The 15871-nt window shown below is 72.4% G+C and carries 20 protein-coding genes; 14 read left to right on the top strand and 6 right to left on the bottom strand.

The window, feature by feature from the left end; genetic code table 11:
- Window positions 1-104: 104 nt before the first annotated feature.
- From ACGF13_RS23945 to ACGF13_RS23910, 8 genes are all read left to right on the top strand, one after another.
- A complete protein-coding gene (locus tag ACGF13_RS23945; protein ID WP_392878293.1) occupies window positions 105-1703 on the top strand; it encodes an ABC-F family ATP-binding cassette domain-containing protein in 1599 nt (532 codons plus the stop codon).
- Between the two features lie 327 nt (window positions 1704-2030).
- The gene (locus ACGF13_RS23940; RefSeq protein WP_030059940.1) at window positions 2031-2264 is read left to right on the top strand and encodes a helix-turn-helix domain-containing protein; all 234 of its coding nucleotides are present in this window, start codon (window positions 2031-2033) and stop codon (window positions 2262-2264) included.
- Window positions 2265-2571: 307 nt separating this feature from the next.
- The gene (locus ACGF13_RS23935) at window positions 2572-3378 is read left to right on the top strand and encodes an enoyl-CoA hydratase/isomerase family protein (protein WP_392878291.1); all 807 of its coding nucleotides are present in this window, start codon (window positions 2572-2574) and stop codon (window positions 3376-3378) included.
- Window positions 3379-3565: 187 nt separating this feature from the next.
- Window positions 3566-4072 carry an Asp23/Gls24 family envelope stress response protein gene (locus tag ACGF13_RS23930; protein ID WP_392878289.1) on the top strand — a complete coding sequence of 169 codons (507 nt, stop codon included), beginning with the start codon at window positions 3566-3568 and terminating at the stop codon, window positions 4070-4072.
- A 101-nt stretch (window positions 4073-4173) separates the two neighbouring features.
- Entirely contained in the window at window positions 4174-4365 is a 192-nt protein-coding gene (locus tag ACGF13_RS23925; protein ID WP_392878287.1) for a hypothetical protein, read from the top strand.
- A 95-nt stretch (window positions 4366-4460) separates the two neighbouring features.
- Window positions 4461-4787: a hypothetical protein gene (locus tag ACGF13_RS23920; RefSeq protein WP_392878285.1), complete on the top strand. Its 327-nt coding sequence runs from the start codon at window positions 4461-4463 to the stop codon at window positions 4785-4787.
- Window positions 4784-5488, top strand: a complete 705-nt coding sequence (locus tag ACGF13_RS23915; protein WP_392878283.1) for a DUF6286 domain-containing protein — start codon at window positions 4784-4786, stop codon at window positions 5486-5488. The genes ACGF13_RS23920 and ACGF13_RS23915 overlap by 4 nt, the downstream gene beginning before the upstream one ends.
- Window positions 5485-6141 carry an alkaline shock response membrane anchor protein AmaP gene (locus ACGF13_RS23910; protein ID WP_392878282.1) on the top strand — a complete coding sequence of 219 codons (657 nt, stop codon included), beginning with the start codon at window positions 5485-5487 and terminating at the stop codon, window positions 6139-6141. The genes ACGF13_RS23915 and ACGF13_RS23910 overlap by 4 nt, the downstream gene beginning before the upstream one ends.
- Before the next feature lie 60 nt (window positions 6142-6201).
- Here ACGF13_RS23910 and ACGF13_RS23905 read toward each other — a convergent pair whose 3' ends face one another.
- Entirely contained in the window at window positions 6202-6963 is a 762-nt protein-coding gene (locus tag ACGF13_RS23905) for an SDR family oxidoreductase (RefSeq protein WP_392878280.1), read from the bottom strand.
- 199 nt (window positions 6964-7162) lie between these two features.
- On the opposite strand from ACGF13_RS23905, the gene ACGF13_RS23900 reads away from it, so the two are divergent.
- Complete coding sequence (locus ACGF13_RS23900) at window positions 7163-7570, top strand: MerR family transcriptional regulator (protein WP_392878835.1); 408 nt, start codon at window positions 7163-7165, stop codon at window positions 7568-7570.
- A gap of 3 nt (window positions 7571-7573) precedes the next feature.
- On the top strand, window positions 7574-7906 hold the full coding sequence (gene trxA / locus ACGF13_RS23895) for a thioredoxin (protein WP_392878278.1): 333 nt from the start codon (window positions 7574-7576) through the stop codon (window positions 7904-7906).
- Here the strand turns inward: trxA and ACGF13_RS23890 are convergent.
- Together ACGF13_RS23890 and ACGF13_RS23885 are read right to left on the bottom strand one after the other, a co-directional pair.
- The gene (locus ACGF13_RS23890) at window positions 7903-8700 is read right to left on the bottom strand and encodes an SURF1 family protein (RefSeq protein ID WP_392878277.1); all 798 of its coding nucleotides are present in this window, start codon (window positions 8698-8700) and stop codon (window positions 7903-7905) included. The two genes, trxA and ACGF13_RS23890, sit on opposite strands and share 4 nt — an antisense overlap.
- A 31-nt stretch (window positions 8701-8731) precedes the next feature.
- Complete coding sequence (locus tag ACGF13_RS23885) at window positions 8732-9727, bottom strand: DEDDh family exonuclease (protein WP_392878275.1); 996 nt, start codon at window positions 9725-9727, stop codon at window positions 8732-8734.
- Window positions 9728-9851: 124 nt separating this feature from the next.
- Between ACGF13_RS23885 and ACGF13_RS23880 the strand changes: the two genes are divergently transcribed.
- From ACGF13_RS23880 to moaA, 4 genes are all read left to right on the top strand, one after another.
- Window positions 9852-10895 (top strand): zinc-dependent alcohol dehydrogenase family protein, encoded by a 1044-nt coding sequence (locus ACGF13_RS23880; protein ID WP_392878273.1) that lies wholly within the window; start codon window positions 9852-9854, stop codon window positions 10893-10895.
- Between the two features lie 283 nt (window positions 10896-11178).
- Window positions 11179-11538, top strand: a complete 360-nt coding sequence (locus tag ACGF13_RS23875; RefSeq protein ID WP_392878271.1) for a DUF485 domain-containing protein — start codon at window positions 11179-11181, stop codon at window positions 11536-11538.
- Window positions 11535-13142 carry a cation acetate symporter gene (locus ACGF13_RS23870; RefSeq protein WP_392878269.1) on the top strand — a complete coding sequence of 536 codons (1608 nt, stop codon included), beginning with the start codon at window positions 11535-11537 and terminating at the stop codon, window positions 13140-13142. The genes ACGF13_RS23875 and ACGF13_RS23870 overlap by 4 nt, the downstream gene beginning before the upstream one ends.
- A 76-nt stretch (window positions 13143-13218) precedes the next feature.
- Complete coding sequence (gene moaA / locus ACGF13_RS23865; protein ID WP_392878833.1) at window positions 13219-14208, top strand: GTP 3',8-cyclase MoaA; 990 nt, start codon at window positions 13219-13221, stop codon at window positions 14206-14208.
- Here the strand turns inward: moaA and ACGF13_RS23860 are convergent.
- From ACGF13_RS23860 to ACGF13_RS23850, 3 genes are all read right to left on the bottom strand, one after another.
- On the bottom strand, window positions 14205-14462 hold the full coding sequence (locus ACGF13_RS23860) for a hypothetical protein (protein WP_392878267.1): 258 nt from the start codon (window positions 14460-14462) through the stop codon (window positions 14205-14207). The two genes, moaA and ACGF13_RS23860, sit on opposite strands and share 4 nt — an antisense overlap.
- A gap of 268 nt (window positions 14463-14730) precedes the next feature.
- Window positions 14731-15132 carry a DUF3099 domain-containing protein gene (locus tag ACGF13_RS23855; protein ID WP_392878265.1) on the bottom strand — a complete coding sequence of 134 codons (402 nt, stop codon included), beginning with the start codon at window positions 15130-15132 and terminating at the stop codon, window positions 14731-14733.
- A gap of 186 nt (window positions 15133-15318) precedes the next feature.
- On the bottom strand, window positions 15319-15867 hold the full coding sequence (locus ACGF13_RS23850) for an RNA 2'-phosphotransferase (protein WP_392878830.1): 549 nt from the start codon (window positions 15865-15867) through the stop codon (window positions 15319-15321).
- Between the last annotated feature and the right edge of the window lie 4 nt (window positions 15868-15871).

Raw genomic sequence — 15871 nt, 5'->3', positions numbered from 1 at the left:
CACGAGGGCCGCGCCGACCGCCGTTGAAGTCCCCCTCACGCCAACCCGGCCCCGGGTCCGTCGCACCCGGCCGCCCGCCCACGTCCCAGGAGTAGTCCTCAGCCATGATTTCCGCCAACGCCCTCGAACTGCGTGCCGGTGCCCGGATCCTGATCGAGTCCGCGAGTTTCAAGGTCGCCGCCGGCGACCGGATCGGCCTGGTCGGCCGCAACGGCGCCGGCAAGACCACGCTCACCAAGGTGCTGGCCGGCGAGGGCCTGCCCGCCGCCGGCACCGTCACCCGGTCGGGCGAGGTCGGCTACCTCCCGCAGGACCCGCGCACCGGTGACCTGGACGTGCTCGCCAAGGACCGCATCCTGTCCGCCCGCGGCCTCGACACCGTGCTGAAGAAGATGCGCGAGAACGAGGACCGGATGGCCAACGGCAAGGGCGCCACCCAGGACAACGCGATGAAGAAGTACGCCCGGCTGGAGACCGAGTTCCTTACCAAGGGCGGGTACGCCGCCGAGGCCGAGGCCGCCACCATCGCCGCCGCGCTGGGCCTGCCGGACCGCATCCTCGGCCAGCCGCTGCACACCCTCTCCGGCGGTCAGCGCCGCCGCGTCGAGCTGGCCCGGATCCTCTTCTCGGACTCCGACGTGCTGCTGCTCGACGAGCCCACCAACCACCTGGACGCCGACTCGATCGTCTGGCTGCGGGACTTCCTGAAGACGTACAAGGGCGGCTTCATCGTCATCTCGCACGACGTCGACCTGGTCGAGACGGTCGTCAACAAGGTGTTCTACCTGGACGCCAACCGCTCCTGCATCGACGTCTACAACATGGGCTGGAAGCAGTACCAGCAGCAGCGCGAGGACGACGAGAAGCGCCGCAAGCGCGAGCGGGCCAACGCCGAGAAGAAGGCCGCGACCCTCAACGCCCAGGCCGACAAGATGCGTGCCAAGGCGACCAAGACGGTGGCCGCGCAGAACATGGCCCGCCGCGCCGACAAGCTGCTCTCCGGTCTGGAGCAGGTGCGCCAGAGCGACAAGGTCGCCAAGCTGCGCTTCCCGGAGCCGGCCCCGTGCGGCAAGACCCCGCTGACCGCCAGCGGCCTGTCCAAGTCCTATGGCTCGCTGGAGATCTTCACCGACGTCGACCTGGCGATCGACCGCGGTTCGCGGGTCGTCGTGCTCGGCTTCAACGGTGCCGGCAAGACCACCCTGCTGCGGATGCTGGCCGGGGTGGAGCAGCCGGACACCGGCGAGGTGATCCCGGGCCACGGCCTGAAGATCGGCTACTACGCCCAGGAGCACGAGACGCTCGACCCGGACCGCAGCGTGCTGGAGAACATGCGCTCGGCCGCGCCGGACACCGACCTGGTGCAGATCCGCAAGATCCTCGGCTCCTTCCTGTTCTCCGGCGACGACGTCGACAAGCCGGCCGGGGTGCTCTCCGGTGGTGAGAAGACCCGTCTGGCGCTGGCCACCCTGGTGGTCTCCTCCGCCAACGTGCTGCTGCTCGACGAGCCCACCAACAACCTCGACCCGGCCAGCCGCGAGGAGATCCTGGGCGCGCTGCGCGAGTTCTCCGGGGCGGTCGTCCTGGTCACTCACGACGAGGGCGCGGTCGAGGCGCTCGACCCGGAGCGGATCATCCTGCTGCCGGACGGCGTGGAGGATCTCTGGAACCCGTCCTACGCCGATCTGGTCTCCTTGGCCTGACCGGAAGTAGACGCGAGATCCGCTTTTCGGATGAGAATATCTAGTCCTTTCGGCGTGTCCGGGAATGAAGTAGACCCGGATTCCGTTTAAGGACTTTCCGTCGGCCCGCCACTCGATCGTGGTCGGGCCGACGCTGCTGATCAGCTATTTCTCGGCGAACGGCGACTTCCACCCGGGGGCGTGCACTCTGTGTGAGCGCCCTGATGCGCTCGGATCACCACCGTAGGACCACGCATTTCCGACATCGACCTTGTCGAATGGGTGGCCAGGACGCGATGGATGGGTGATCATGGGAATCTGACCGAGCAACGCTACGAGGAGGCACGGGTGGCCGAGACTCTGAAAAAGGGCAGCCGGGTGACCGGTGCCGCGCGTGAGAAGCTCGCGGCCGATCTCAAGAAGAAGTACGACTCCGGGGCGAGCATTCGCGCTCTCGCGGAGGAGACCGGTCGTTCGTACGGCTTCGTGCACCGGATGCTGAGCGAATCCGGAGTCATTCTCCGGGGTCGCGGCGGTGCCACGCGGGGCAAGAACAAGGCGACCGCCGGGGCCGGGTCCTGACGGTTAGTCAGCCACCGGCTGGATGACGCGGCGGCAGGGCGCCGGCCGAGGAGACGACAGCTGACCACCAGCTGGGCGTCCGCCCTCGGGTCGTGTGGACCGGCCGCCGATCGTCATGTCCGGGGTGTCGTCCGCCCCCCGTTCTTCACGTCCGTTCGTTTTCCTTTCGCGCTTCGCTCTGCTCCGCTTTCGCGTTTCGTCGAGCGCTGTGGGCCCCGTCGATCTTTTCGGGTCGGGGCCCCTGCCCTCGCGTCTCCAGTTTTGTTACTCTCCGGTAGCCAAGTCCCTCGCCACCGGAGGTTCCCGCATGACCGCTCCCGCCACCGACCCGCAGGCCCCGAGCTGGGAGCGCGACGGCGTCCGCCTGGAGATCGACGGTGAACTCGCCGTCGTCACCCTGTGCCTGCCCAAGCGGCGCAACGCCCAGTCGCCCGCGCTCTGGCGCGCCCTCACCGCGGCCGGCCGCGAGCTGCCCGGCAGCGTCCGGGTGGTGCTGCTGCGCGCGGAGGGTGTCTCCTTCTCCGCCGGGCTGGACCGGGCCATGTTCACCCCCGAGGGCATCCCGGGCGAGCCCACCTTCCTCCAGCTCGCCGCCTCCAGCGACCAGGAGCTGGACGACGCCATCGCCACCTACCAGGAGGCCTTCACCTGGTGGCGCCGCCCGGACCTGATCTCCATCGCGGCGGTCCAGGGCCACGCCGTCGGTGCGGGCTTCCAGCTGGCCCTCGGCTGCGACCTGCGGGTGGTCGCCGAGGACGTCCGGTTCGCGATGAAGGAGACCTCGCTGGGCCTCGTCCCGGACCTGGCCGGCACCAAGCCGCTCACCGACCTCGTCGGCTACGCGCGGGCACTGGAGATCTGTGCGACCGGCCGCTGGGTGGGTGCCGAGGAGGCTGCCGCGATCGGGCTGGCCAACCTGACGGTGCCGGGCGAGGAACTGGACGCCGCCGCTCGCGACCTCGCGGCGGCCCTGCTGGCCGCTCCGCGCGGGGCCGTGATCGAGACCAAGGCCCTGCTGCAGGGGGCCGCCGGGCGCTCCTTCGACGAGCAGCGTTCGGCTGAACGGGCGGCGCAGGCCCGCCGACTGCGGGAACTCGCCGGGATCGGCGACTGACCGCGCGGTGACGACGCAGGGCCCGGCCCCGGGAGATCCTCCCGGGGCCGGGCCCTTTCCCCGTTCGGGGGCGGGAGCTTCCGTGCGGGGAGCCGGCCGGCGGCGCTCGGCGGGCGGGGTTCGTGGCGAAATGCCAGAGTTGGGGAGGCTTGCGATATAGCTGGAGCCGCACGACGGGAGAAGCGCCATGCCTGACACTCCGACGCCCGCGACCATGCACAAGCACACCGGCGGCAGCGCCGGCCCGCCGCCGGGGACCGGCGGCGGTGCCAAGCCGGTCGGCGAGCGCGGCCGCACCGCGCTGGCCGTCGGCGTGGTGGAGAAGATCGCCGGGATGGCAGCCCGTGAGGTCGCCGGGATCCACGCGCTCGGCTCCGGGCTCGCCCGTACCTTCGGCGCGATGCGGGACCGGGTGCCCGGCGGCAAGCCCAGCGTCGGGCGGGGCATCAAGGCCGAGGTCGGCGAGAAGCAGACCGCGATCGACATCGCCCTGGTGGTCGAGTACGGCGTGGTCATTCCCGAACTCGCCCGCCAGGTGCGGGAGAACATCATCAACGCGGTCGAACGGATGACCGGCCTGGAGGTCGTCGAGGTCAACATCGCGGTCAACGACGTCCACCTCCCGGACGAACCGGAGTTCGAGGAGGAAGAGGTGCCGGAGACGGCGCCCGGACAGCGGCCGAAGCTCAAGTAGCGCGTTCGGCGGCGGGGCGGGGCGGGGCGGGGCGGGGTCGGGTTGTCGGCGGCGAGTCGGATCAGGACCGGACGAGGTAGCTGGAGACGAGGGAGTAGCGGATGAACCTGGCCATCGTCGGCCTGGCGGCGGGTATGGCCCTCGGCTTCGCCGGGTACTTCGGCGGATTCGCGGCCTTCCTGCTGGTGGGCGCGCTCGGGCTGGTCGGCTTCGTGGTCGGGCGCCTGCTGGAGGGAGACATCGAGCTGGGCGAGCTCGGGGACCTGCTCCGCGGCCGCGACCGGCGTCACTGATGTCGGGCGTTGCGTCCGGTCCGGGGCGGGTTGCGCTCTCTTCCCGTTCGGGCTCCGGTTCGGATTCCTCGGCGGTCCCCGGGTCGGGTTCCGCCGTGGGGTCCGTGCCGGGCCGTCGGGGGCGGCTCCGGGTCGCCGACCGGGTGTACGCCCGGATCGCGGCCCGGGCCGCCCGGGAGGTGCTCGCCGATGCCTGGCCCGCCGGGCGGGCGAAGGGGGCGCCGCCGCATGTCTCGGTGACCGTACCGGGCAGCACGGTGATGGTCCGGGTGGAGCTCGAGCTGCCGTTCCCCTCGGACATCGCGGCGCTGGCCGGGGCGGTGCGGCAGCGGATCGCCGAGCGGGTGGTGGGGCTGACCGGGACGAGGGTGTCGGAAGTGGTCGTCGTGGTCGAGAAGTTGGTGACGGGAGGCGCCTCGTGAGCGTGAACGCGGAGGATTCCGCGACGGCGGGCGTGGAAGGGGCGGCGCCGGAAGCCCGGCCGTGGAGGGTGAGACGGCTGCGGGCTCCGCGTACGGCCGCGGCGGCGCTGGTGGCGACCGGGGTGCTGGTGGTGGCGGGGGCGCTGCTGTACGACGTGATCGCGGTGCGGGTGGGGCAGCCGGCGCGACGGTGGCGGGCACAGATCGCGGACGAGCTGGCGACACGCCACCTCGACGACCTGGGAGTGCTGGTGGGGGCCGGAGTGGCGACCGCGCTCGGCGGGTGGTTGCTGTGGCTGGCCGTCGCGCCCGGGCTGCGGCGGTGGCTCGTGCTGCGTCCGTACGGGGGGACGTCGGCGGCCATCGACCGGGCCGGGGTCGGACACCTGTTGGCGGACCGGGCGGCGGGCCTGGACGGGATCGACCACCTGCGGATCCGGGTCGGTCGGCGGCGGGTCCGGATCTCGCTGGCGGGGGTGGCGGATCCGGCGTTGGTGCAGCGGCAGCTGCGGGACGAGCTGGAGCGGGTGGGGCTGGGGCGGCCGTTGCGGTTGGACGTGCGGATGGCACGAGGGGCCGCCGGCGCGGTGGGGGAGGACTTCGGCGCGGGGACCGGTGCGGGGACGGGTGGCGGCGCGGGGGCTGGGGCGAGTGCGGGGACGGGTGGCGGCGCGGGTGGTGGTGAGGGGGTGACGGGGTGAGGAGGACGGTCGTCAACCGGGTGCTGCTGGGGCTGGTGGGTGCGGTGCTGTTGGGCATCGGGGTGCTGGTGTTGGCGGGCGGGCTCGATCTGTACCGGCGGCTGGGCGTACATCCGCCGGACTGGTGGCCGCTCACCTCGCCCGACCAGCCGGTGGTGAGCGCGCGTTCGCGGGGGCAGTGGGTGGCGTCGGCGTGGTGGTGGCCGACGGTGATCGGCGGGTTGACCGTGCTGGTGGCCGGGATGGCGTGGTGGCTGGTCGCGCAGCTGCGGCGCAGCGGGCTGCCGAGCATCGCGGTGCCGACGCCGGGCGTGAGCGGGCTCCGACTGCGGGTCGGTGCGCGGGCGCTGGAAGAGGCGCTGGAGAACGGGACGGCGGTGCTGCCGGAGGTCGAGCGGGCCGGGGTGCGGCTGGTGCGGGCACCGAGGCATCCGCGGTTGCGAGGCGCGGTGCGGTTGCGGCCGGGCGGGGATCCGGCCGCGCTGGTGGAGCACTTCGAGGACGGGCCCCGGGCGGATGCGTGCGGGAGCCTGCGGCTGGCGGAGTTGCCGGCCGATCTGCGCATCCGGGTCCTGCAGGCGGCCCCCGTCGAGCCGCGGCACGGGTGGGGGCGGCGGGGCCGGCGGGGGCGCAGGCAGTCGAGGGTGGAGTAGTGGGGACGGATTGGTCGGGATCGATTGGTCAGGAATGAGTGATTGAGAGTTGCGAGGGCGTCAGAGGGTGCGGAGGGCGCCGCCGTCGACGGGGACCATGAGGCCGGTCAGGTAGGAGGCGGCGGGGGAGAGCAGGAAGGCGGCGACCTTGCCGAACTCCTCGGGGGCGCCGTACCGGCCCAGCGGGATGGTGGCGGCGGCCTTGGCGCGAGCGGCCTCGGGGTCGGGGGTGAGGCCGTCGAGCTCGCGGACCCGGTCGGTGTCGATCCGGCCCGGGAGCAGGCCGAGCACACGGATGCCGCGGGGGCCGAGCTCGTCGGCGAGGGACTTGGCGGCCATGGCGAGGCCCGGGCGCAGGCCATTGGAGATGCCGAGGCCCGGGATCGGCTGGCGGACCGAGCTGGAGAGCACGAAGGCGATCACACCGCCCTCGGGGAGCGCGGCGGCGGTGGCGCGGGCGAGCCGGAGGGCACCGAGGAAGACGGACTCGAAGGCGGCGCGCCAGGCGTCCTCGGGGGTGGTCTCGACGGGGCCCGCCTGGGGGCCGCCGACGCTGATCAGGATGCCGTCGAGACGGCCGAAGTGGTGCCGGGCCTCGGAGATGAGGCGCTCGGGGGTGTCGGGGTCGGCGTTGTCGGCGACGAGGCCCCGGGCGGTGCCGAGGGTCCCGAGTTCGGCGACGGCGGTGTCGACGGCCTGCTGGGTGCGACCGCTGATGAGCACGCGGGCGCCGTCGGCGGCGAGTTCGCGGGCGCCGGCGAGGCCGAGGCCTCGGGTGGCGCCGGTGACGATGTAGGCCTTGTCTTTCAGTCCGAGATCCATGGGGACATAGTGCCCGGTGGGGGTTGGGGTTCGGGGGGTGGGCTCTCGGGATGGTTGGGGCCGGGGGCGGCCCCGGGGTGGGGGAGGCCGCCGCCCCGTGGGGCTGGGTGAGGGTGATCGGGAGCCGGGGCAGGGCTGGCGTTGACGTCGGGGGGAAGGTTTACGGTCGTTGCCGGAAGTGCGGGAGGAGTGGTTCGGCGTGCGGATCGGGGAGTTGGCGGAGCGGGCGGGGACGACCACGCGGGCGTTGCGGTACTACGAGCAGTTGGGGTTGTTGCCGGCCCGGCGGGCGGGCAACGGGTACCGGGCGTACGACGAGGGGGATCTGCGGTTGCTGCGGGAGATCCGGATGTTGCAGGACTTCGGGTTCGGGCTGGAGGAGACCAGGCCGTTCGTGGAGTGTCTGCGGGCGGGGCACCCGGAGGGGGACTCGTGTCCGGCCTCTCTGGAGGTGTACCGGCGGAAGTTGGGGGAGCTGGACGAGTGCATCGCCCGGCTCCAGGAGGTGCGGGCGCAGATGGCGGGGCAGTTCGATCGGGCCGTGCGGGCACGGGACGAGCTGGCCGCCGTCCGGGAGTCGCCTCTCTGTGAACTGGTGAAGGAGTAGACGATGGTGGAGATCACGGGTGTGCCGGCGGTGACGGACGACACGTTCGCCGCGGAGGTGCTGGCGGCCGAGGGACCGGTGCTGGTGGACTTCACGGCGGACTGGTGTCCGCCGTGCCGGATGATGGCGCCGGTGCTGGCGGACATCGCGCGGGAGGAGGCGCACCGGTTGCGGGTGGTGAGCGTGGACGTGGACCGCAACCCGCGGACGCAGGCGGCGTACGGGGTGCTGTCGATGCCGACGCTGATGGTGTTCCGGGGCGGGCAGCCGGTGCGGTCGGTGGTGGGGGCGCGGGCGAAGGCGCGGTTGCTGCGGGAGCTGGACGACGTGCTCTAGGCGGGGACGGCCTCGAGCGGGACCTCGGCTTCGGCGGCCTGCTTGGCGCGGTCCTTGGCCTCGCGGCGGGCGAGGACCCAGACGCCGACCGGGATCATCGCGGTGAACAGCCACCACTGGATCGCGTAGGCCATGTGCGGGCCGATGTCGGAGTGGTTGGGCTCGGGGATCAGCTGGGGCTGGTCGGCCGGGGCCGGGGTGGTGCCGGTGAGTTCGAGGTAGCCGCCGAGGAGGGGGACGCCGGTCCGCTTGGCCTGCTCGTCGGTGTTGATCAGGTTGAACTGGCGGTCCGGCAGGCCGGTGCGGTCCTTGATGCCGCTGGCGCCGTACGTCTCCTCGGCGCGCAGGCGGCCGGTGAGGGAGACCTCGCCGGCGGGGGCGGCCGGGACGGGGGGGTACTCGGTGGCCCCGTCGCCGGAGGCGACCCAGCCGCGGTTGACCAGGACGGTGCCCTTGCCGTCGGCGAGCTGGAACGGGGTCACGACGAAGTAGCCGATGGTCCCGCTGGAGTCGGTCCGCTTGCGGACCACGAACTCGTGTGCAGGGTCGTACTGACCGGTGGCGGTCGCCGCGCGCCAGGTGAGGTCCTTGGGGACCGCGAAGCCGGGGGTCGGCGACAGGGTGTCGAAGGGGACCGGCGCGGCCGTGAGGGCCTGGCCGATCAGCTCGTTCCGGGCCACCCGCGCCTCGTGGCGGTGCAGCTGCCAGAAGCCCAGCTTGATCGTCGCGGGGATCAGCAGCAGCGCGATCAGCATGGTGATCAGCCACTGTCGGGTCAGCAGAAAACGGTACACATGGGAACGGTACGCCGACCTCACAACCGGCTCACGCACCGGGGTGCGGGGCGACCTCGCGCAGCAGCTGGAGGAAGGCGTCCTCGCCGACGACGGGGGTGCCGACCTCGCGGGCCTTGCGGGCCTTGCCGCTCCAGCCGTCCGGTTCGTTGGTGACCAGCAGGCTGGTGAGGCGGCTCACGGAGGTCGCGATGTGCAGTCCGGCCTCGACCGCGCGGTCCTCCAGGATCTCGCGGTCGGTGGCGGTGTCACCGGTGATGGCCACCCGCATGCCCTGGACCAGCGGCTTGCCGTCCTCCCAGCGCCCCGGGTTGGGGTACGGGCAGGGCGGGCGCTTCTTGGCCTGGCGGTACGTGGCGCCGGTCCAGCCGGCGCGGCCCGGGCTGGCGGGCTCCTCCTCGCCGAGGTCGGTGACCGCGACGCAGTTCTGCAGCGGCAGCGGCACGCCGCCGTCACGGGCGAGGTGCAGACTGGGGCGGAAGGCCTCGGCGAGCACCCGGGCGTCGTCCAGGGCGTTGTGGGCGTGGCGCTGCCGGACGCCGAAGTGGGCGGCGAGCGAGGACAGCTTGCCGTTGGGCAGCGGCAGCCGCAGGTCGCGGGAGAGGACCATGGTGCACAGCCGCTGCTCGACCGGGGCGCGCAGGCCGGCCCGGGAGAACTCGCGGGAGATCATGTTCCAGTCGAAGAGCGCGTTGTGCGCGACCAGGACGCGGTTGCGCAGACGCGCGGCGAACTCGTCGGCGATCTGCGGGAAGGTCGGGGCGGTCGCGAGCAGTTCGGCGGTGAGGCCGTGGATCCAGACCGGGCCCGGGTCCCGTCCGGGGTTGACCAGGGTGTACCAGTGGTCGACGACGTCGCCGTCCGGGTCCAGCTGGTAGACGCCCGCCGAGATGACGCGGTCGGAGCGGCCGAGACCGGTGGTCTCGACGTCGACGACCGCGAAGCCCCGGGAGGGGTCGGCGGAGCGCTGCGCGGGGACCGGCGCGGTCCGCGGCACTCCGTACGTCTCGGGCTGGATCGGTTGCATGGTCCAACAGGATAAGGGGCCGGGCGGGGGTTCCGGCCGGAATGATCCGATGGACCGGCCGGAATAGAGTGGTCGCGGGGGATGTCGTACACCTGGTCGAAACCATTCAGCTAAGGAACAGCGCATGCGTGCCACCGTGATTCACGGCCCCAACGACATCCGGATCGAGGAAGTCCCGGACCCGGTGATCCAGCACCCGACGGACGTGGTGCTCCGGGTGGTGAACGCCTGTATCTGCGGCAGCGATCTGTGGGCCTACCGCGGGGTGGCGCACCGGGTGGCCGGGCAGCGGATCGGGCACGAGTTCCTCGGGGTGGTCGAGGAGGCCGGCGCCGAGGTGCGCGGCTTCGCCAAGGGCGACCTGGTGGTGGCGCCGTTCGTCTGGTCGGACGGGACGTGTGACTTCTGTCTCGAAGGCCTCCAGACCTCCTGCCCGCACGGCGGGTTCTGGGGGCAGGTCGGTTCGGACGGCGGCCAGGGCGAGGCGGTGCGGGTGCCGTTCGCGGACGGGACGCTGGTGAAGCTGCCGAAGGAGGCGGCGGGCGACGAGAAGCTGCTGCCCGGGCTGCTGGCGCTGTCCGACGTGATGTCGACCGGGCACCACGCGGCGGTCTCGGCGCGGGTGCGCCCCGGCGCGACGGTCGCGGTGGTCGGCGACGGTGCGGTGGGCCTGTGCGGCGTCCTGGCGGCGCACCGGCTGGGCGCGGGCCGGATCATCGCGCTGGGCCGGCACACGGCCCGTACCGAGCTGGCCCGCCGTTTCGGCGCGACGGACGTGGTGGCGGAGCGCGGCGAGGCCGCGGTCGAGGCGGTGAAGGAGCTGACCGGCGGTCAGGGCGCGCACGCCGTCCTGGAGGCGGTCGGTACCGAGGAGTCGATGCGGACGGCCGTCTCGATCGCCCGGGACGGCGGCGCGGTGGGCTACGTCGGGGTGCCGCACGGTGGCAGCGCGGGCGTCGACATCGGTCAGATGTTCGGCCGAAACGTTTCGCTGAACGGCGGAGTCGCGCCGGCCCGCGCGTACATCCCCGAACTGCTGCCGGACGTGCTCTCGGGCGCCATCGAGCCGGGGCTGGTCTTCGACCGCACCGTCGGCCTGGACGGCGTTCCGGACGGCTACCGCGCGATGGACGACCGTTCGGCCCTGAAGGTGCGGATCGCGTTCTGAGTCCTCGGCCTCCCGGCACCGGCCCGTGCCGCCCCGTATGGGGTGCGGTACGGGCCGGTGCCGTGTTCCGGGTGGGGCTGGAGGGGTGTGGCATCGCTGGGATGGGCTGTTTTTCGGCCAATCGGATGGTGCGAGGGGGTGAACGGTCGACTGATCGCGGTCAACCCCTTCCGGGGTGGGCAGGACGCTCCTAGCATTGCGCGGCGCGCACCAGACCTGTGACGCCCCTCACGCTCGACCGTTCCCCCGTGTGACACATACGCCGAAGGAGTGAGGAGACAGCGTGGATTCGCCGCCGCTCACCACCACCGCCGCCACGGAAGCCCAAGTCATCGACGAAAGCGAGGAGTTCCGCACCCTGCGGCGCTCGTTCCGGAGCTTTGCCTTCCCGGTCACCATCGGCTTCGTGCTCTGGTACCTGCTCTACGTCCTGCTCTCCTGCTACGCCCCGGGACTGATGCGCACCAAGGTCCTCGGGCACGTCAACGTGGCCCTGGTGCTCGGGCTGCTGCAGTTCGCGACCACCTTCGCCATCGCCGCCTGGTACGCCCGCTACGCGGACCGGCGGATCGACCCCGCCGCCGCGGCGATCCGCGAGGCGCACGGCGCCGTCGTCCACGCCCCCCGGGAGTCCGTCGAATGACTCTGCTCGCCAGCTCCGCCACCGAGCACCGCGGCCTGACGATGGCCCTGTTCGGCGTGTTCGTCCTGGCCACCCTCGGCATCACCGTCTGGGCCGGGCGGCAGACCAGGAGCGCCTCCGACTTCTACGCGGGCGGCCGCGGCTTCACCGGCTTCCAGAACGGCCTGGCCATCTCCGGCGACTACATGTCCGCCGCCTCCTTCCTCGGCATCGCCGGGACCATCGCGCTCAGCGGCTACGACGGCTTCCTCTACTCGATCGGCTTCCTGGTCGCCTGGCTGGTCGCCCTGCTGCTGATCGCCGAACCGCTGCGCAACTCCGGCCGCTTCACGATGGCGGACGTGCTCGCGTTCCGGATGCGCCAGCGCCCGGTGCGCACCGCGGCGGGCGTCTCCACCATCGTGGTGTCGATCTTCTACCTGCTCGCCCAGATGGTCGGCGCCGGCACCCTGGTGGCCCTGCTGCTGGGGGCCGAGGGGAGTGCCGCCAAGCGCTGGACCATCGTCGGGGTCGGCGCGCTGATGATCGTCTATGTGGTGATAGGAGGGATGAAGGGCACCACCTGGGTGCAGATCGTCAAGGCGGTGCTGCTGATCGCCGGCGCCGCGCTGATGACCGTCCTGGTGCTGGCCAAGTACCAGTTCAACCCCTCCGAACTGCTCGGCGCGGCGGCGAGCGCGAGCGGCAAGGGCGAGGCCTTCCTCCAACCGGGGCAGAAGTACGGCACCGGCACCGCCAAGCTCGACTTCATCAGCCTGGGCATCGCGCTGGTGCTCGGCACCGCCGGCCTGCCGCACATCCTGGTCCGCTTCTACACCGTGCCCACCGCCAAGGCGGCCCGGAAGTCGGTGTTCTGGGCGATCGGCATCATCGGCGTCTTCTACCTGATGACCCTGGCGCTCGGCTTCGGCGCGGCCGCGCTGGTCGGCTCCAAGGCGATCAAGGCGGCCAACGCGGCGGGCAACACCGCGGCCCCGCAACTGGCCGAGGCGCTCGGCGGAGGCGTCGGGACCACCGGTGGCGCGATCCTCCTCGCGGTGATCTCGGCCGTCGCCTTCGCCACCATCCTGGCCGTCGTCGCCGGGCTCACGCTCGCCTCCTCGGCCTCCTTCGCCCACGACCTCTACGCCAACGTGATCCGGCGCGGGAAGGCGAGCGAGCGGGAGGAGGTGCTGTCGGCGAAGTGGGCCGCGGTCGCGATCGGCGCGGTGGCGATCGTGCTCAGCCTCTTCGCGGACAAGCTCAACACTGCCGCCCTCGTCGCCCTGGCCTTCGCGGTCGCCGCCTCGGCGAACCTGCCCACCCTGCTCTACTCGCTGTTCTGGAAGCGGTTCACCACCGTCGGCGCCGTCAGCTCGGTCTACGCCGGCCTGGTCACCTCGGTGGTGCTGGTGGTCTTCTCCCCGGTGGTCTCCGGCGCGAAGACCTCGCTCTTCCCGCACTCCGACTTCCACTGGTTCCCGCTCGAGAACCCCGGCCTGGTCTCCATCCCGGTCGGCTTCCTGGCCGGCTGGCTCGGCACGCTGCTGTCCACGGAACGCCCCGATCCGGCGAAGTACGCTGAACTGGAGGTCCGCTCACTGACCGGGCTGGGCGCCCACTGATCGTCCCGCGATGACTATGCTGGCCCGGCCCGCCGTGACGGTGGCCGGGCCGGCCGCATCTCGGGGAAGGACGCACGTGCTGCTCGACACCTTCGGACGCCAGGCCGTCGACCTGCGGGTCTCCCTCACGGACCGGTGCAACCTCCGCTGCACCTACTGCATGCCGGAGGAGGGCCTGCAGTGGCTGGGCAAGCCGGACCTGCTGACCGACGAGGAGATCGTCCGGCTGGTCACCGTCGCCGTGCGCGACCTGGGCGTGCGCGAGGTCCGCTTCACCGGCGGCGAGCCGCTGCTGCGCCCCGGGCTGGTCGCCGTCGTCGCCGCCTGCTCGGAGCTGAAGCCGCGCCCGGAACTCTCGCTGACCACCAACGGCATCGGGCTGGCCCGCACCGCGACGGCGCTGCGCGAGGCCGGCCTCGACCGGGTCAACGTCTCGCTGGACACCCTCGACCCCGAGGTGTTCCACACCCTCACCCGCCGGCACCGTCACCAGGACGTGCTGGACGGGCTGGCCGCCGCCGAGGCCGCCGGGCTGGCGCCGGTGAAGCTCAACGCGGTGCTGATGCGCGGGGTCAACGACCACGAGGCGGCCGACCTGCTGGCCTGGTGCCTGGAGCGGGGCTACGAGCTGCGCTTCATCGAGCAGATGCCACTGGACGCCCAGCACGGCTGGGACCGCGCGTCGATGGTCACCGCGACGGAGATCCTGGACCTGCTGCGGGCCCGCTTCACACTCACCCCCGAGCCGTCCGCCCGCCGGGGCGCGGCACCCGCCGAGCGCTGGCTGGTGGACGGCGGCCCGGGCCGGGTGGGCGTGATCGCCTCGGTCACCCGGCCGTTCTGCCGGGCCTGCGACCGAACCCGGCTGACCGCCGACGGCCAGGTGCGCAACTGCCTGTTCGCGACCGGCGAGACCGACCTGCGCACCGCGCTGCGCTCGGGCGCGGACGACGCCGAACTGGCCGCGCTGTGGCGGGCGGCGATGTGGGGCAAGAAGGCCGGGGCCGGGATCGACGACCCGGAGTTCCTCCAGCCCGAGCGGCCGATGTCCGCGATCGGCGGCTAGGCCGGCTTCCCGGAACCCTCGGTGCTCGCGGTGCTCTCGGAGGCCTCGGGGGTCCACTCGGCGAAGGCGACGACCTCCTTGAGGAAGCCGCGCACCCCGAGGAACTGGGACAGGTGCTCGCGGTGCTCGTCACAGGCGAGCCAGGTCTTGCGGCGGTCCGGGGTGTGCAGCTTGGGGTTGTTCCACACCAGCACCCAGCCGGCGTCCGCCCGGCAGCCCTTGGCGGAGCAGATCGGCGTCTGCGGGGTTTCCATCGGGCCGTCCTCAACGATTGGCGGGTACGTCTGCGCCGCCAGTCTGTCACGCCCGCCCGGGCCGAGCGGATCCGTCCGGGCATGGCGACGCCGGGCAGCCACGGGGGGAGCCGCCCGGCGTCGGTCCGTCGCTCCGACGGGGGATGCGGAGCGCGTACGCAGTATGTCACGCGAAGACCCGTGGATGGGGAGGTCTTGCATGATTAATCTGAGCTTCTTTTGAGCTTTCTCCGGGCCGGACGGGGGTGAAGCAGCATGAAACGGACGGTCAGTCCACGTCCTGTGAAGGATCGGTGGGAGCGGCCTTTGCCTCTCCTGTACCGGCCTTCGCAGTTGCTCCACCCATCCCACCCGTCCCACCTCTCCCACCGGGGCCGAGCATCAGCGGGGTGTCGAGCGGGATGTCGAAGGTGCTCGGCAGCCCAGGGGCCCGCTCCCGGCCCGCGTTGGCGATCAGCACCGCGAAGTACGGCAGCAGCACGGCGCCCGCCAGCGCGGCGAACGCCAGGATCCGCTGGACGTCCCACAGCACCACGGCGAGCAGCACGCAGGCCGTACGGACCAGCATCGAGATGACGTAGCGGCGCTGGCGTCCCCGGACGTCCTCGGTGAGGCTGCTGCGCGCCCCGGTGATCCGGAAGACCTGCCCGTCGTCGGCGCTCTTACCCATGTGTCCTACCGCCCTCGTCACGCACCCGCGCGCCTGGCCGCGCGGCCTCCTCACGGTACGCCCGGGCACGGGCGGCGACGAGACCGGGTGGGCCGGACCCACCCGGTCGGGTACGCGAAGGGCCTGTCCGGCGGAGCGGACAGGCCCTTCGGTCGGGGCGCCGGCGAGGCGGCGCGGCCCGGTCGGCTACGAGCGCCGGGAGAGGTACTGCGGGGGCACGGCGTCGGTGAGCCAGACGCCGTTCTCGCTGAGCCGGAACTCGTGGCCGGCCGCCGTCATCGCCGCCGCGTTCACGGTCAGCACCACCGGACGGCCGTGCCGGGCGCCGACCCTGGTCGCCGTCTCGGTGTCCGCCGAGAGGTGGACGTCCTGGCGGGCCATCGGGCGCAGCCCCTCGTGGAAGATCGCCGCCAGGTGCCGGTCGGCGGTGCCGTGGTAGAGCACGGGCGGCGGAACCGCGGCGGCCAGACCGAGGTCGACCGCCACCGTGTGGCCCTGGTTGGCGCGGATCGAGAGACCGTCCGGCGAGTAGCCGAAGCGGCGCTTGTTGTTGGTCGCCACGACGTGGTCCAGCTCGGCCCGGGTGAGCGGCCTGCCCCGGGCCGCGAGTGCGGTGAGCAGCTCGTCGACCCGGACCCAGCCGGCCCCGTCCAGCGTGATCCCCACCAGCCCGGGCTCGTGCCGCAGGATGCGCGACAGCATCTTGCTCGACCTGACCAGGCGCTTCTCGTCCATCATG

This window comes from Kitasatospora sp. NPDC048286 (assembly GCF_043201735.1).
In the GTDB taxonomy this organism is placed as follows: Bacteria; Actinomycetota; Actinomycetes; order Streptomycetales; family Streptomycetaceae; genus Kitasatospora.
The sequence above is the reverse complement of the archived record's forward strand: the minus strand, read 5'-3'. Positions and strand labels throughout refer to the sequence as shown.

What these genes read in the sequence shown, in the direction of transcription:
- ACGF13_RS23945 (WP_392878293.1), top strand. Translation starts at nt 105, where the DNA reads ATGATTTCCGCCAACGCCCTCGAACTGCGTGCCGGTGCCCGGATCCTG.
- ACGF13_RS23935 (WP_392878291.1), top strand. Translation starts at nt 2,572, where the DNA reads ATGACCGCTCCCGCCACCGACCCGCAGGCCCCGAGCTGGGAGCGCGAC.
- ACGF13_RS23930 (WP_392878289.1), top strand. Translation starts at nt 3,566, where the DNA reads ATGCCTGACACTCCGACGCCCGCGACCATGCACAAGCACACCGGCGGC.
- ACGF13_RS23925 (WP_392878287.1), top strand. Translation starts at nt 4,174, where the DNA reads ATGAACCTGGCCATCGTCGGCCTGGCGGCGGGTATGGCCCTCGGCTTC.
- ACGF13_RS23905 (WP_392878280.1), bottom strand. Translation starts at nt 6,963, where the DNA reads ATGGATCTCGGACTGAAAGACAAGGCCTACATCGTCACCGGCGCCACC.
- trxA (WP_392878278.1), top strand. Translation starts at nt 7,574, where the DNA reads ATGGTGGAGATCACGGGTGTGCCGGCGGTGACGGACGACACGTTCGCC.
- ACGF13_RS23885 (WP_392878275.1), bottom strand. Translation starts at nt 9,727, where the DNA reads ATGCAACCGATCCAGCCCGAGACGTACGGAGTGCCGCGGACCGCGCCG.
- ACGF13_RS23880 (WP_392878273.1), top strand. Translation starts at nt 9,852, where the DNA reads ATGCGTGCCACCGTGATTCACGGCCCCAACGACATCCGGATCGAGGAA.
- ACGF13_RS23870 (WP_392878269.1), top strand. Translation starts at nt 11,535, where the DNA reads ATGACTCTGCTCGCCAGCTCCGCCACCGAGCACCGCGGCCTGACGATG.
- ACGF13_RS23860 (WP_392878267.1), bottom strand. Translation starts at nt 14,462, where the DNA reads ATGGAAACCCCGCAGACGCCGATCTGCTCCGCCAAGGGCTGCCGGGCG.
- ACGF13_RS23855 (WP_392878265.1), bottom strand. Translation starts at nt 15,132, where the DNA reads ATGGGTAAGAGCGCCGACGACGGGCAGGTCTTCCGGATCACCGGGGCG.
- ACGF13_RS23850 (WP_392878830.1), bottom strand. Translation starts at nt 15,867, where the DNA reads ATGGACGAGAAGCGCCTGGTCAGGTCGAGCAAGATGCTGTCGCGCATC.